This window comes from Sphingobacterium sp. UBA5789, assembly GCF_002418355.1.
Classification (GTDB): Bacteria; Bacteroidota; Bacteroidia; order Sphingobacteriales; family Sphingobacteriaceae; genus Sphingobacterium.
On the sequence record NZ_DIDX01000001.1, the window covers coordinates 908449 to 924926 of the forward strand.

Genomic DNA, 16478 nt, shown 5'->3' on the forward strand with positions numbered 1-16478 from the left:
GTAGTTAGTTTACTATGTTGTGATTAAGATAAAGTTAATACAAATATTTTTTAACTTCAAAATCTTTTTCATAAAAATTATAAAGTATTTTTTATTTAAATTAATAAATGATGTATTTATGTTAATTTTTTCTGAATTTTTTCAGTTTTAATTTTGTTTTGTTCATTTTTTAGGTTTTATTCTGAAAGTTACTTTCAGCATTAAATTTTGAATTGCATTTGTAAATTTTCTTTACTTTTAGAAATTAACTTGTTATTAATATTAATGTCTTTTTATATTTTTGAAGAGAGGGGGAATGTTTCAAATGCACTTTTATGCATGTTTAGAATATAAAAATGCTTCAAAAGGTATGTTTTTGTTAAATAGTACGGGAGCAAGTCAAATATTTTCTATATTAGCTCCTGTAATCCTATTTTATATCAAACAACTTCTTACTTCAAAATAAGAACAGACACATTATCCCATGAAACAACGTTATTATTCTCTGGATGTATTTAGAGGAGCTACTGTCGCACTTATGATCATGGTTAACAATCCTGGATCATGGGGGCATATGTTTGCACCTCTCAAGCACGCAGAATGGCATGGCTGTACACCTACAGATCTTGTTTTTCCATTTTTTCTGTTTGCAGTCGGGAACGCAATGTCTTTTGTAATTCCGCGGTTACAGGAGGCTGGACCTGCTGTTTTCTGGCAAAAAGTATTGAAGAGAACAGTTCTTATATTTTTAATAGGTCTTTTTATCAACTGGTGGCCTTTTGTGCAATGGGCGCAGGATACGCTTGTCTTTAAGCAATGGAGTTATGCAGATGATCCGATGCGTGGAGTACGTATATTAGGTGTATTACAACGGATCGCATTAGCGTATTGTTTTGCCTCTATCATTGCTTACTATTTCAGGGAAAAGGCTATTATCTGGATTTCAACCTTGATTTTAGTATTGTACTGGGCTATCTGTGCATTTTTGGGAACACCCGGAGATCCATACAGCTTACAGGGCTGGTTTGGTACCGCATACGATATTCAGATTTTAGGAGTTGCGCATGTATATAAAGGAGAAGGAGTTCCCTTTGATCCGGAAGGACTGATGAGTACACTGCCTGCAATTGTACAAGTTGTACTGGGCTATCTTGCCGGTACTTATATCAAGAAGCAGGGGCAGGTAGACTGGTTATGGAAAAAAGTTCCGGCGTCCCATGAACCCCACTTTAAATTATTGTCCGGATTGTTTGTGACCGGTTTTATTTTGGTTGTTCTGGCATGGATATGGTCTTTAGGCTTTCCGATCAATAAGAAGATCTGGACGAGTTCGTATGTATTGTATACAACTGGTTTGGGTATAATGAATATTGGAAGTATGATCTGGTTTATAGAAGTTCAAGGGGTTAAAAATAGTCTGACGCGATTTTTTGATGTATTCGGTAAAAATCCTTTGTTCATTTTTGTGTTAAGCGGTTTGTTGCCGCGCTTAGTCGGATTATGGCGTATACCGGATGGAGTAGGAGAAGATGGTCTGCCGGCTTATACCAATGCACTCAACTGGTTCTATTCCCATGTTTGTGCGCAATTGCCAGGTCCGCCTGAAGTCGGATCTTTTGCGTATTCTCTATGCTTTCTTGCTTTTATGTGGGTGATCTGCTATATACTGGATAAAAAGAAAATTTATATAAAGGTGTAATTTAAAGTTTTAATGCCTATCTTTGCAGCCAATTAACAGAATTTTTAACGCTTTAATATTATTCAAGAGATGTATTTAAGTAAAGAGTACAAAGCTGATATCTTCGCAGAATTTGCCGGAGCAGCTACAAACACAGGATCTACTGAAGGTCAGGTGGCATTATTCACTAAAAGAATTGCTCACTTAACTGGGCATTTGAAAAACAACAGAAAAGACTTCGCAACACAACGTTCACTACAGAAATTAGTAGGTAAACGTCGTTCTTTGTTAGCATATCTTTACAAGAAAGATATCGAAAGATATCGTGCGATCATCAAAGGCTTAGGTTTACGTGATATTATCAAATAAGCTTTTAGTAAAACACATGAAAAGGCTGTTCATCGAAAGATAAGCAGCCTTTTTTTATGGTTAATGATCTAATTGGGAAAGGTATAGAGCCTTTCTTTAAGCTTGATATCTCCTGTAATTCGCAACATATCCTGACCTCCGGTTAAACTCTTGCCTGCCGGTAAGGTATTTTGGTGGATAACTCCTTGTCAGGACTGTTTCACTTTAGATATTTTATCTTACCTTTGTGCTGAATTTAAAAGTTTTAATATATTGACGCGCTGCCAAAATGATGAAAAGCGTGTCACAATGAACAAAAAATGAGTTATAACGAAATCAAAACAATTATCGATATGGGTAATGGCACCCAAATCGAACTGTCTACTGGTAAATTGGCTAAACAAGCTGATGGTTCAGTAGTCGTCAAACAAGGTGATACGATGTTGCTGGCTACAGTTGTTTCTGCAAGAGAAGCTAAGCCGGGAGTAGACTTTTTACCTTTATCCGTAGATTATCAAGAAAAATATGCGGCTACAGGCCGTATCCCTGGTGGTTTTCTACGTCGTGAAGCCAGATTGTCAGACTATGAGGTGTTGATCTCTCGTTTGGTAGACAGAGCTTTACGCCCGTTATTCCCTGAAAACTATCACGCAGATACACAAGTAATGATCAGCCTGATCTCTGCAGATAAAGATATTATGCCTGATGCATTAGCAGGTCTTGCTGCATCAGCTGCTATCGCAGTTTCAGATATTCCTTTCAATGGTCCTATTTCAGAAGTTCGTGTTGCTAAAATCGACGGCGAGTTGGTCATTAACCCGAAATTATCAGATCTGGAACGTGCTACTTTAGAATTTATCGTAGCAGGTTCTGCACAGGATATCGGTATGGTGGAAGGTGAAGCAAATGAAATTTCAGAGACTGAAATGGTTGAAGCAATTGCTTTCGCTCACGAAGCTATAAAGAAACAAATCGCTGCACAGGTAGAATTGGCTAATCTTGTCGGTGCTACTGTGAAACGTGAATACAATCACGAACCTTCAAACCCTGAGTTACGTGAAGCGATTTTTGCTGCTACATACGATAAAGTATATGCAATCGCAAAATCAGGTTCAACAAAACACGAACGTGGAGAGAAATTTTCTGAGATCGGTGAAGAATTCTTCGTTACACTTGGAGAAGAAATCGATGATGATACAAAATTCCTGGCTAAAAAATATTTTCACGATGTACAGTACGATGCAGTGCGTAATTTAGTGCTGGACGAAGGAATCCGTCTGGATGGTCGTGATGTACGTACAGTACGTCCGATCTGGTCAGAAGTGAATTACCTTCCGGCTGCCCACGGATCTGCAGTATTCACACGTGGTGAAACACAATCATTGACTTCAGTTACTCTGGGTGCTAAAGACGATGAGCAGATGATAGACGGTGCATTTATCAATGGATACAACAAATTTATCCTGCACTATAACTTCCCTGCATTCTCTACAGGTGAGGTCAGACCTAACAGAGGTCCTGGTCGTCGTGAAGTAGGTCATGGTAACCTGGCTATGCGTTCATTGAAGCAAGTATTACCAGCAGATGCTGAAAACCCATATACGATTCGTGTAGTGTCCGACATTCTGGAGTCTAACGGTTCGTCATCAATGGCGACTGTATGTGCCGGAACATTGGCGTTAATGGATGCAGGTGTGAAACTGAAAGCTCCTGTATCCGGTATTGCAATGGGTCTGATCACAGATGAGAAAACAGGTAAATATGCAATCTTATCCGATATCCTTGGTGACGAAGATCACCTGGGTGATATGGACTTTAAAGTAACAGGTACTTCTAATGGTATCGTAGCTTGTCAGATGGACCTTAAGATCAATGGTCTTAAATGGGAAGTGTTGACACAAGCTTTGGATCAAGCCAAAGAAGCTCGTCTTCATATTCTTGGAGAGATGGCTAAAACCATTTCTGCTCCTCGTGAAGATTACAAACCACATGCACCACGCATTATTCAGATCATTATCGATAAAGAATTTATCGGTGCTGTTATCGGGCCAGGTGGTAAGATTATTCAGGAGATGCAACGCGAAACCGGAGCTACTATCTCAATCGAAGAGGTGGATAACAAAGGTATCGTACAGATCTTCGCCGATAACAAAGCTGCTATCGATGAAGCTACAGCTCGTATAAGAGCGATCGCAGCTAAACCGGAGATTGGTGCTACATATGAAGGTAAAGTGAAATCTATCATGCCATTTGGTGCTTTCGTAGAAATCATGCCGGGTAAAGACGGATTGTTACATATTTCAGAAATCGATTGGAAACGTTATGAAACAATGGACGGAATCTTCAAAGAAGGAGATAAAGTTACTGTCAAATTGTTAGATGTAGATAAACAAGGTAAAATGAAGCTTTCACGTAAAGCATTATTGCCTCGTCCTCCGAGAGAAGACAAACCTCAGCAAGAGCAAAAAAGTGCTGAACAGGCACCTCAGAACGATGCGCCTCAGGCGTAATCCTGATGAACTTTAGATAAAGAACAGCCCACCTTTGGTGGGCTTTTTTATTGTCTTTTTTTGCTGGATAGCAGAGGAAATATAATTTTTACAAGGAAAGAAGGGGTAACTAAAAAAGGCATTCTGATTTAATTCAGAATGCCTTTTGGATGATGTTTCTTATTCTGCTCGTTACAGCATGATAACACCTTTTATTTTAGCCACTTCCTGATAGTAGTGTACAACTTCATCCGCATCGTTTACCGTTACGTTAACAGTTATGGAATTGTATTTTCCGGTTTTAGACTCTTTTAAAGAGAATTGAGCATCTTTTCCTGAAAAAATAGATTTGATCTGATTCAATTGCTCTTCGTCTTTTGGTAAAATAAATTTGAAGGTATAAACACTTGGAAAAGTTTCTACATCCTGTAATCTTTCTTTGAAAGTTGTGTAGAAATCTTTTTGGTTATCGTTTCCATCACCGATGTCCTGAATATTTATATTTTTCAAATTACTCATTTTAATCTCCTTTTTTAGTTACATTATAGTATTAACAAATTCTATTCCTTTGTGTTTTGGATGTCATTCTGTCAGGCAAAAAAGAAGGGTTGCTTAATCCATTAAGCAACCCTTCTTCTTAGTTTTCTATAGCTGATGGCCAGCTGTCTTTGTTCTTACCGAAATTTTTATTTGCTGTACTGCTCATTTCGATTTCAAGCTGACCACCTTTACTGATGTCACTGTGTGTGATATAGGTTTTGTGATACGGTTTTCCGTCAAGTTTGATTGATTTGATATACGTATTGTTTTTGCCTTGGTTTTTGACATTAATAACAAATTTGCTTCCGTTAGGTAGATTAATAGTTGCCTTTTCCATTAATGGTGATCCGAACACATAAGTTCCGATCATCGGGTTAAGAGGGTAGAAGCCCATAGCCGAAAATACATACCAGGCACTCATCTGTCCCACATCATCATTTCCGCATAAGCCATCAGGGGCTGAAGTGTAAAATTCAGTCATCGCTTTTCTTGCCAATGCTGCACCTTTCCATTGTTCGCCCGCATAAGCATACAAGTAAGGGATGTGGTGATTGGGTTCATTACCCTGCGCATATTGACCAATCAGCCCTGATATGTCTGGAGAAGCTTCGTCGCCAAGCTGGGATGACATAGTCGTGAATTCATCCAGTTTCTTCAGGAAGTTCTTTTCTCCCCCGAATAAGGTGATCAGGCCTTTTACATCCTGAGGGACTAACCAGGTGTATTGCCATGCATTTCCCTCACAATAGTCGTTTTCACGGTGTTTAGCCATTAAAGGATTAAATGGTCTGCGGAATTCTCCGTTGACACGTCTGCCAACAAAATGTCCTACTTCTTTATCAAAGTACTTCTCATACAGTTTATAACGCTTTTGGAAATAGGCTACATCTTCCTGTTTACCTAATTTCTCTGCTATTTTATACGCACCAAAATCAGCGATAGCATATTCCAGCGCCCAGGCTACAGATTCGTGATCCATGCTGTCGATAGGAATATAAGTCAGATCACGCACAAAACGTAAGCCGTTATCATAGCCCATGGCTGTTGTTTTGACAGCTTCCCATGCCATTTCTTCTTCTTCTTTCGTCAGAAATCCTTTTAGTACTGCATCAGCAATAATCGGAATAGCCGGAAGGCCTACCATCGTGTTTGTTTCATTTCCCTGTAAATGCCATACCGGTAATTTGCCTTGTTGCTCATAGATAGCAAGCATAGACTTAATAAAATCACGTACAACCTGCGGTTCTTCAGTAATTGTCATCAAAGGGTGCAGAGCACGATAGGTGTCCCAAAGTGAGAAGACCGTGTGATTTGTAAAGTCTTGTTTTTCGTATACCTGTTTATCTGTACCTAAGTAGTCACCGTTTGCATCATTAAAAATAGTCGGGGCAAAATAGGTGTGGTATAAAGCAGTGTAGAATATTTTCTTGGTATCTGCGTCACCTTGAAAGTCAATTTTTCCAAGTGTTTTATTCCATTTTGTATCTGCAAGAGCCGCTGTTTTATCAAAATTCCATCCCGGTATTTCGGTATCAATATTGGCCAATGCATTGACTGTACTGACAGGAGAAAGTCCGACTTTTAGTTCAATAGTTTTGTTTTTAACAGCGTCGAAGTATAGTGCAGCTTTTATTCCAAGTCCCTTTACAACGTGACTTCCCAATTTTGGGGTTTTATCATCATAAAAGTCGACTTTCTGGATTGGAACAGAAGTTTTCAGCGCGAAGTATACTTTCTGATCATTGGCCCATCCTGTAGAAAAACGGTAACCTACGAATGTACTGTCATTGATTTGCTTAATGTAAGTATCTGTAGTTTTATCCCAGTTCATCTTAAATGCAAGATCAATCAGGATATGTGCGTTGTCTGTCTTTTCATACGTGTATTGATGGTATCCTACACGCTCAGATGCCGTCAGTTTAGCCTTTACCTTGTAATCGTCAAGATACACAGTGTATAGTCCGGGGACAGCTTTTTCATTCTCTTTGGCAAAATGAGAGCCATATCCCGTATCCATTTTGTCAAATTGAGCAGGTTGAAGTTGCAGCTTACCATTAGCCGGTACAATCATAATATCATTCAGATCTCCGATACCGGTTCCGCTGAGATGTGTATGTGTAAATCCCAGTATATCTTTACTTTTGAAATTATATCCGCTTACCCAATCCCATCCGTTGAATTTGTCCCAGGTCTGAGCGATCTGGGTCGGACCTAATTGTACGGCTCCCAACGGAACATTGGCACCGACGAATACGTGGCCATGTCCTGCAGACCCGATCAGAGGATCCACATATTGGGTGAAATTTTGAGCCTGAGCAGATGAAAGACTAAGGCCTGCTGAGGCAACTATGGAGATTAAAACTTTAATTCCTGCACTTTTCATTCAGTATTTGTTTTTATAGATTGTTATTAAAATAAGGATAATATTACAAAAAATATTTAAATATGCCTATTAAAACCTTTTAGCAATTTTGTAAAAATTATAATAGATTATATGCTAAAAATTTTTTAGCTTCGTTATTCAATCAATTTTACCTATACAGTTACAGGATGAAGAAAAGAATTTTAATTAGCGATATTGCTAAAGACTTGGGCATCTCCGTCACCACCGTTTCTTTTATTTTAAATGATAAAGCCAAAGAAAAGCGAATTAGCGATGGTCTGACGAAGCGTGTGCTTGATCACGTGAAGAAAGTCGGATATAAACCAAACCAACTTGCTAAAAGTTTGCGCACTGGGAAAACTAAAATTTTAGGCTTGCTGGTAGAGGATATTTCGAACCCTTTCTTTTCCAATATTGCTAAACTGATCGAAGGAAAAGCTTATGCCAGCGGATACCATATTATCTATTGTAGTATGGACAATGACGAAACAAAATCCAAGGAGCTTATCCAGATGTTTTACGATCGTCAGATTGACGGATTTATTATCACTCCTTCTGAAGGATTGGATGAAACCATCACACAATTACAACAGAATAATGTACCTCTTATTCTTTTTGACCGTTATCTCGCGAATGTGGAAACCAATTATGTGATTACTGACAATTTTAAAGGTGCCTATGATGCTACCGATCATCTGATCGGACAGGGATTCAAGCGTGTTGGATTTGTTTCGCTGTATTCCGATCAGACACAGATGAGAGACCGGTTGGAAGGTTATATGAAAGGTATAGACAAATATAAGAAGCAGGCTTTTATTAAAAAGGTACAGCAGGATGCTCCGGAAGAGGAGCGGGTACGTGAGATCGATGAATTCATCGAGGATAACAGACTGGATGCTGTCGTTTTTGCAACCAATTATCTGGCTATTGACGGCCTGAAAGCCGTGAAAATCAATCAGCGGAAACTACCAGCAATGGTTGCATTTGATGATCATACACTGTTCAAGCTGTATGAACCGTCCATTACTGTCGTGTCTCAGCCTATTGCTGAAATTGCAGATGAGCTTATCACAGCGCTGTTGGGACAGATACAAGGAAAAAATAAGAAACTAAAGCAGGTTGTATTGCCTTGTGAACTCAAAATAAGAGAATCCTCTCTGATCAGTGCAAACTGATCAGAGTGAGATTTTTTAATCTTCCACGAATTTCATGGATATAGAATTGACACAGTGACGTGTATTCTTAGCGGTGAACTGTTCACCTGTAAATACGTGTCCCAGATGTGCACCACAAGCGTTACAGACGATCTCTGTACGTCTGCCATCCGCATCAGGGACATGTTTTACGGCTCCTTTTATCTCATCGTCAAAACTTGGCCAGCCACAGTGAGATTCAAATTTGTCTTCGGAGCGATAGAGTGGGGCATTGCATCTTTTACAGATATAAGTGCCTTTTTTCTTGTTTTCCAATAAAGTTCCGGTAAAAGGGTATTCTGTTCCCTTACGTAAGATTACGTATTCTTCTTCAGGAGTCAGTTCGTTGTATTTGCTGTTATCGTCCATCTTTAATGTGTTTTTTATAGTGTCGCTTGTATTTTCTCCGGAGTAAAATGAACCGGTTGCAAACGTGGTGCCAATGATCCATAAAGACAGTATGACAGAGAGGGATATAAATAATTTTCTTAGCATAAAATGACTGTCATTACTTTAGTTTATGATGACACGGCGATTCGCTTTTTCAGGGCTTTGGTTTTGCCGAATATTTGTCTGTTTCCAGCAGTAAATATCCTAATATATTGGGGTATATTTGTCATCAGAAAAACAAAAATAACGTTAAATCCGTTGAACAGAGCTATAAAAACAGTTGTTCTACCATGAATCACGAGGGGCGAAAAATCCAATTTGTTTAGAATGATTATAAATTGATAAATTACGTCATGAAATTGTCAGCGATTGCTTAATAAGTTATACTTTTGTGGCACTATATGGGAGGAGTGTCTTCTTATATAGTCGGATTAAAAATTTTTATATTCATAAATAAATAGTATAAAGTGCTAAATATGAGAAATATCTCATCCGTTTTGGGAAGACTTGCGAAGTCAATATCAGTTAGTTTGGTATTGTTATTTGCCGTTACGACTGTGTCGCATGCGCAGGATGCTAAGGAAGGTGAAGCTATCTTCAAATCTAAATGTACATCTTGTCACGCGATTAACAGAAAATTAGTTGGTCCTGCTTTGAAGGACATTACAAAAACCAAAGATCAGGAATGGTTGATCAAATGGGTTAGAAACTCGCAAGCGTTAATCGCTTCCGGTGATCCGGATGCGATAGCCATTTTTGAAGAGTACAACAAATCGGTGATGACTGCCTTCACAGATTTGTCTGACGATCAAATCAAAAGTGTATTGGCATACATCGATGCTGAAAGTGCAAAAGCTGACAATCCGGATAAAGGAGGTGCTAAAGGAGGTGCTGCTGTAGAAAATACAGGAGCTTCTAACTGGTCTATCCTGGGTATGGCAGGTATTATCCTGTTGGCATTGGTGGTGATTGTATTGCTGAACCGTGTTTCTAAAACATTAGAGAAGGTAATCGCTAAAAATCAGATCGCTGAAGATGCAAATCTTGGTACAGGTACTGATAGCCGTTATCTGGCATTCGCTAAGAGCTTTGTCAAAAACAAGAAACTGGTGTTCTTCGCCGTGTTGATGATCGTAGCTGTATTATCAGTTGCCGGTTGGAAAACAATGTGGAATATCGGTGTGCATGAAGGGTACAAACCTGTACAGCCAATTAAATTCTCGCACCAACTACACGCTGGTGTGAATAAGATCGAATGTCAGTATTGTCACGGAGGAGCTTTCAAATCGAAGAATGCTTCTATTCCATCTGCGAATGTATGTATGAACTGTCACAATACAGTAACAGCGTCTGAGCACTACGATGGTGAGATCTCTCCGGAAATCGCGAAAATCTACAAAGCATTGGATTACAATCCGGATACACGTCAATATGGCGATAATCCTAGTCCGATCCAGTGGATCCGTATCCACAATCTGCCAGACTTTGCTTACTTCAATCACTCGCAACACGTAGTGGTAGCAGGAGTAGAGTGTCAGACATGTCACGGTCCTATTCAGGATATGGAAGAAGTGTACCAGTATTCACAGTTAACCATGAAATGGTGTGTAGACTGTCACAGAAAAACAGAAGTAAATACTGACAATAAATACTATGACCAGTTAATTGAAGCTCACGAGAAATTGAAGAAGGGTGAGAAGATGACTGCAGCGATGATTGGTGGTCTGGAATGTGGTAAATGTCACTATTAATAATTATTATTTAGGAATACGCAATCTTATATATACAGCTTAAATGGATAGCAACAAGAAATATTGGAAAGGTTTGGAAGAATTGCATCAAACGCCTGCTTTTGTAAAAAACAGCAAGGGAGAGTTTGCCGAATCAATTCCTGTAGAAGATGTATTGAATGAAGCCGGCTTGAGTACTAAAACTCCTCGCCGTGATTTCTTAAAAGCATTGGGCTTTGGTTTAGGTGCTGTAACTTTAGCAGCTTGTAACCGTACACCAGTGCATAAGGCTGTGCCTTATGTGATCAAACCTGAAGAGGTAACTCCAGGTATACCTAACTTTTACGCTTCGTCTTTCAACGGACAGAGTGTATTAGTAAGAACACGTGAAGGCCGTCCGATCTCATTAGAGGCAAACCCGAATTCTATCGGTTTGACTCAGGGTACAGACGCTGCAACATCAGCATCGGTGTTGGATCTGTACGACATGTCTAAAGTTCAGAATCCTCAAATCGGAGGTAAAGACGTTGAATGGTCTAAATTGGATAGCACAGTAAAAGCTGCTTTGGATAAAGCTGCTGCTGCTGGCAAGAAAATTACAATTGTTGCTTCCACGATCAACAGTCCTTCTACTTTAGCCGCAATAGCAAAATTAACGGGCAAATATCCTACTGCTAACCTTGTTCAGGTAGATGCAGTATCTTACAACGGTATTTCAGAAGCGAATAACCAAAGCTTTGGTAAAGCTGTCATCCCGACTTATCATTTTGATAAAGCACAGGTCGTAGTTTCAGTAGCTGCAGACTTCTTAGGAAGCTGGTTGGCTGGTGAAGAACATACGCAGGACTATATGAAAAACCGTGACTACAAATCATTGAAAAATGGTAAAATGTCACGTCACATCCAATTTGAATCTGGATTAAGTATGACCGGAACAAATGCCGATGTGCGTATTGCAATCAAACCTTCTGAAGAAGGAGCTGTTCTGATCTCGCTGTATAATGAGATCACAGGTTCAAATCTTGCAGGTGGTATAACAGTACAAAAAGCACAGACAGCAATTAAATTAGCTTCAAAAGAATTGTTAGCTAACAAAGGTGCTTCTGTAGTCGTTTCAGGATCTAATGACGTGAATGTACAGGTGTTGGTCAATGCGATCAATGCGGCTCTTAACGCTTACGGACCTGTTATCGATCTTAATAACTTCAGCAAACAACATCAGGGATCTGATGCTGCTTTCCAGCAATTCCTTACAGATGCTAAATCTGGTCAGGTAGGAGTAGCTTTCTTCCTGGACACGAACCCTGCCTACACGTATTTCAAAGCAGGTGATGTAAAAGATGCATTGGCAAAAGTCGAATTCAGCCTTTCTTTCTCAGATCGTGCTGACGAAACTGCTTCTTTATTGAAAGCTATTGCGCCTAACAGTACATTCCTGGAATCATGGGGTGATGCTTCTGCTACAGAAGGATACTACACTATCGTACAACCGACAATCAATCCGGTATTCAACACCAGACAAGCTGAACAAAGTTTGCTGATCTGGGCTGGTGATACTACAAATATTTACGACTTCGTAAAACAGACATGGGAATCTGCAATCCTTCCGGGATCAGGTAAAACATGGAAAGATGTTTTACAAACTGGTTTCGTATTCAAAGGAACAGCTTCAGGAAGTGCCGCAACTTTTGCTGGTAACGTAAATACTGCTGTTTCAGCAATTGCTGCTGCTGCTAAGAATATTGCAGGTGATGTAGAGTTGAAATTATACGAACCTACTACAGTTCGTGATGGTCGCTACGGAAATAATGCTTACCTGTTAGAGTTACCGGATCCGGTATCTAAAGTAACATGGGATAACTATGCTGCACTTAACCCTGCATATGCAGAAGAGTTAGGCTTAGGTGAGAATGGAATTGTTACAGTAGAAGCAAACGGCTACAAAGTAGATCTTCCTGTTCTTCTTCAACCTGGACAGGCGATGAAGACAGTATCTGTTGCAATAGGTTTCGGACGTGAGAAAGTAGGTAAAGCAGGTAACGGAGTAGGGGTGAACGCTTATCCGTTTGCTAGCCTGATCAACGGTACTGTACAGTTTGTATCCAAAGCAAAAGTTACCAAAGCATCCGGTACGTACGAATTAGCACAGACACAGACACACCACACAATTGAAGGTCGTAACATTATCCGTGAGACTTCATTTGCACAATACCTTAAAAACCCGGCTTCTGAATCAGGTAAATTCTCAGATAATCACAAAACATATGATTTGTGGAACAAATTTGAGCAACCTGGTCACAAATGGGTAATGGCGATCGACCTGAATGCATGTACAGGTTGTGGCTCATGTATCGTAGCATGTAACGTTGAAAATAATATTCCTGTTGTAGGTCGTGACGAGGTACGCCGTCGTCGTGAGATGCACTGGTTACGTATTGACCGTTATTACACGATTGAAGAAGAAGGTAAAGAATATACAAAAGAGAAAGAAATTGCGCATATCAAAGATTTCGAAAATGTAACAGTAGTACACCAGCCGATGTTATGTCAGCACTGTGCTCACGCACCATGTGAGACAGTATGTCCGGTACTGGCGACTGTTCACTCTTCTGAAGGTCTTAACCATATGGCTTATAACCGTTGTTTCGGTACGCGTTACTGTGCGAACAACTGTCCTTATAAAGTACGTCGTTTCAACTGGTTCAACTACTGGAATGATTCCCGTTTCGACAATTACCTGAATAACGAATTTACACAATTAGTATTGAATCCTGATGTTACTTCTCGTTCACGTGGGGTAATGGAGAAATGTTCAATGTGTATCCAACGTATACAGGCAGGTAAATTGCATGCGAAAATGGAAAACCGTAAAGTTAAAGATGGTGATATTAAAATGGCATGTCAGGCGGCTTGTTCTGCAAATGCTATCATCTTCGGAGACGCAAACGATCCAGAGTCAGAAGTTTCAAAAGCATTACGTAACGAACGCGTTTACTATGTTCTTGAAGAAATCAACGTACAACCAGGTATTGGTTATATGACAAAAGTTAGAAACACTTTTGAGGCTTAATCTTGTTCAATACTTGAAATAAAAAAAACTATGTCATCGCATAACGAATCAATATTAAGAGAACCATTAATGACTGGTCGTGATATCACCTATGCTAAGATCACGGATGATATTCTACTGCCAGTTGAAAATAAACCTAATAAAGCATGGTGGATCGGTTTTACCGTTGCAGCCCTTGGTGCTTTATTATGGGTAGTGAGTGTAAGTTATACCTTCTGGACCGGTATCGGTGCATGGGGTCTTAACAAAACAGTAGGCTGGGCATGGGATATCACCGACTTCGTATGGTGGGTGGGTATCGGTCACGCAGGTACGCTGATTTCAGCAGTATTGTTAATCTTCCGTCAGAACTGGCGTAACTCGATTAACCGTTCTGCAGAGGCGATGACTATCTTCGCCGTTATCTGTGCCGCTACTTATGTCGTAGCTCACATGGGACGTCCATGGTTAGCATACTGGATTTTCCCGTTACCAAATCAATTCGGATCACTTTGGGTTAACTTTAACTCTCCGCTAGTATGGGATGCATTCGCGATCTCTACATATTTCACAGTTTCCTTAGTATTCTGGTACTGTGGTTTGTTACCGGATATCGCTACTGTACGTGACCGTGCTACAGGAATGAAACAAAAAGTCTATAAAGTATTATCTTTCGGATGGAATGGATCAGTAAAAACATGGCAGCGATTTGAGATCATTTCTTTGATCCTTGCAGGTATCTCTACTCCACTTGTACTTTCGGTACACACCATTGTATCCATGGACTTTGCAACTTCGGTTATTCCGGGATGGCATACAACGATCTTCCCTCCATATTTCGTAGCAGGTGCGATCTTCTCAGGTTTTGCGATGGTACAGACATTATTGCTGATCCTTCGTAAGGTTATGAATTTTGAAGACTATATCACGATGTTCCACATCGAGGCTATGAACAAGATTATCATGATCACGGGTTCTATCGTAGGTATCGCTTACCTTACAGAGTTATTTATTGCATGGTATTCCGGTTCAGAGTTTGAGATGTACGCATTTGAAAACCGTATCGCAGGTCCTTATGCCTGGGCATACTGGTCGATGATGACTTGTAACGTGATCTCTCCTCAGTTATTCTGGTTTAAGAAGATCCGTACCAGTATTCCTATTTCATGGGTACTTTCGATTGTTGTGAACATCGGTATGTGGTTTGAGCGTTTTGTAATTATCGTGACTTCTTTACACCGTGATTACCTTCCTTCTTCCTGGGCAATGTTTTACCCGACATGGACAGACGTAGGTATTTTCGTAGGATCGATCGGTCTATTCTTCACCCTGTTCTTATTATTCTTACGTTTCTTACCGGGTATTGCGATAGCAGAGGTGAAATTATTACTGAAAAGCTCCAGCTTACAACATAAAACCAAACTGGTTAAAGAAGGTGCATTCCCTGAAGAACAGGTTGCTTTCTTCAGAGAGTCATTGGAGAAATACGATTCAGTTACTGAACAGGATATTAAAGAGTTACAAAAATAATAGCAATGAGCAATACAAAATATATACTAGGTAGTTTTGCTGACCCGGACGATATGATGCACGGGATAGACAAATTGCAGAAAAATAATATCAGCATTTACGATTGCTTTACACCTATGCCTATTCACGGTATAGAAGCTAAGTTGGGTGTACGTCCATCACGTCTTCCAATCGCAGCATTTTGTTTCGGAATTACAGGTACCATTCTTGGTTTTAGCTTATTGTATTACACAATGGCTTATGATTGGCCTATGAATATTGGGGGAAAGCCTTCTATGCCTCTTCCTAACTTTGTTCCTGTAACATTTGAGGTTACTATTTTATTATGTGCTCTTGGTATGGTAGCTACTTTTTTCTACCGCAACCACTTGTTTCCGGGACGTGCTCCGCGTGTCATGGATCTGAGAGCAACAGATGATCGTTTTATAATTGCTATTGATGCTCATGAAAATGCTGACCATGCATTGATCGATTCATTATTGAAAGAAGCAGGAGCAGTAGAAGTTAAATACAATGAAAGAAAATATGTTAGCTATGAATAAGAAGAATTTTCTTGGAACTGTATGTGCAGCCTTAGCTTTTGCAGCAGTTGCTTCTGCTTGTGGAGATGGCACCACACGTAGTACAGGTTGGGAATTTTCTCGTAATATGTATGATCCGATAGGTTATAATCCGGATCAACCAAATGAGAATTTTAAAAACAAACAAACTGCTCAGACTCCTCCGGCTCACACCAATCCTGTTGGATTCGTGAGATTCGAATACGCTAATACGTTAGAAGATTACGAACGTGCAGGAAGAGAAGTCACCAATCCATTGGCTGTTACGAAAGCTAATCTGGCAGATGGACAAGCGTTGTTCAATACATACTGTGCTGTATGTCACGGACCGGAAGGTAAAGGGGATGGATCTATCACAAAAGACAGAGAGATCACGGACTCACGTGGAACACGTAAATTGGAAAACTTTCCAAATCCGCCATCTTATCATAAAACAGATGCAGCGAGTTCCTCACGCGGTGGTTTGATGAGCGATCTGACAGATGGAAAAATTTATCATACCATCTATTATGGACACAACTCTATGGGCTCACATGCTTCCCAACTTTCGCCAGATGAGCGTTGGAAGGTAGTAATGTATGTTCATGAATTACAGAAAAAATAATCTAA

At 39.8% G+C, this 16478-nt stretch carries 12 protein-coding genes; 9 read left to right on the forward strand and 3 right to left on the reverse strand.

All coding sequences use genetic code 11. The features are described 5' to 3' along the window. Positions 1 to 463: 463 nt before the first annotated feature. The 3 genes from B4B65_RS03915 (at position 464) to pnp (ending at position 4515) form a co-directional block, all read left to right on the forward strand. Positions 464 to 1678, forward strand: coding sequence for an acyltransferase family protein (locus tag B4B65_RS03915; RefSeq protein WP_293913501.1), 1215 nt, complete (start codon positions 464 to 466; stop codon positions 1676 to 1678). 69 nt (positions 1679 to 1747) lie between these two features. Next, the gene (gene rpsO / locus B4B65_RS03920) at positions 1748 to 2026 is read left to right on the forward strand and encodes a 30S ribosomal protein S15 (RefSeq protein WP_003008102.1); all 279 of its coding nucleotides are present in this window, start codon (positions 1748 to 1750) and stop codon (positions 2024 to 2026) included. Positions 2027 to 2325: 299 nt separating this feature from the next. Continuing rightward, positions 2326 to 4515 (forward strand): polyribonucleotide nucleotidyltransferase, encoded by a 2190-nt coding sequence (pnp, locus tag B4B65_RS03925; protein ID WP_293913504.1) that lies wholly within the window; start codon positions 2326 to 2328, stop codon positions 4513 to 4515. Between the two features lie 171 nt (positions 4516 to 4686). Here the strand turns inward: pnp and B4B65_RS03930 are convergent, their stop codons facing one another. Beyond that, on the reverse strand, positions 4687 to 5013 hold the full coding sequence (locus B4B65_RS03930; RefSeq protein WP_002997042.1) for a DUF493 domain-containing protein: 327 nt from the start codon (positions 5011 to 5013) through the stop codon (positions 4687 to 4689). Positions 5014 to 5131: 118 nt separating this feature from the next. After that, a complete protein-coding gene (locus tag B4B65_RS03935; RefSeq protein ID WP_293913508.1) occupies positions 5132 to 7417 on the reverse strand; it encodes a GH92 family glycosyl hydrolase in 2286 nt (761 codons plus the stop codon). A gap of 167 nt (positions 7418 to 7584) precedes the next feature. Here B4B65_RS03935 and B4B65_RS03940 point away from each other — a divergent pair, with 167 nt between their 5' ends. Beyond that, on the forward strand, positions 7585 to 8592 hold the full coding sequence (locus B4B65_RS03940; RefSeq protein WP_201681578.1) for a LacI family DNA-binding transcriptional regulator: 1008 nt from the start codon (positions 7585 to 7587) through the stop codon (positions 8590 to 8592). Positions 8593 to 8607: 15 nt separating this feature from the next. On the opposite strand, the gene B4B65_RS03945 is transcribed toward B4B65_RS03940, so the two are convergent. After that, positions 8608 to 9105, reverse strand: coding sequence for a methionine-R-sulfoxide reductase (locus tag B4B65_RS03945; RefSeq protein WP_293913511.1), 498 nt, complete (start codon positions 9103 to 9105; stop codon positions 8608 to 8610). Positions 9106 to 9476: 371 nt separating this feature from the next. Between B4B65_RS03945 and B4B65_RS03950 the strand changes: the two genes are divergently transcribed. The 5 genes from B4B65_RS03950 to B4B65_RS03970 are packed head-to-tail and all read left to right on the forward strand — an operon-like array spanning position 9477 to position 16473. Continuing rightward, a complete protein-coding gene (locus B4B65_RS03950; protein ID WP_201681580.1) occupies positions 9477 to 10751 on the forward strand; it encodes a cytochrome c3 family protein in 1275 nt (424 codons plus the stop codon). A 43-nt stretch (positions 10752 to 10794) separates the two neighbouring features. Continuing rightward, positions 10795 to 13800, forward strand: a complete 3006-nt coding sequence (locus B4B65_RS03955; protein ID WP_201681581.1) for a TAT-variant-translocated molybdopterin oxidoreductase — start codon at positions 10795 to 10797, stop codon at positions 13798 to 13800. Positions 13801 to 13830: 30 nt separating this feature from the next. Continuing rightward, a complete protein-coding gene (gene nrfD / locus B4B65_RS03960; RefSeq protein ID WP_037460200.1) occupies positions 13831 to 15309 on the forward strand; it encodes an NrfD/PsrC family molybdoenzyme membrane anchor subunit in 1479 nt (492 codons plus the stop codon). A 5-nt stretch (positions 15310 to 15314) separates the two neighbouring features. Further along, positions 15315 to 15851 (forward strand): DUF3341 domain-containing protein, encoded by a 537-nt coding sequence (locus B4B65_RS03965; protein WP_002997017.1) that lies wholly within the window; start codon positions 15315 to 15317, stop codon positions 15849 to 15851. Beyond that, positions 15823 to 16473 (forward strand): c-type cytochrome, encoded by a 651-nt coding sequence (locus B4B65_RS03970; protein ID WP_002997014.1) that lies wholly within the window; start codon positions 15823 to 15825, stop codon positions 16471 to 16473. The genes B4B65_RS03965 and B4B65_RS03970 overlap by 29 nt, the downstream gene beginning before the upstream one ends. The last annotated feature ends 5 nt before the right edge of the window (positions 16474 to 16478 follow it).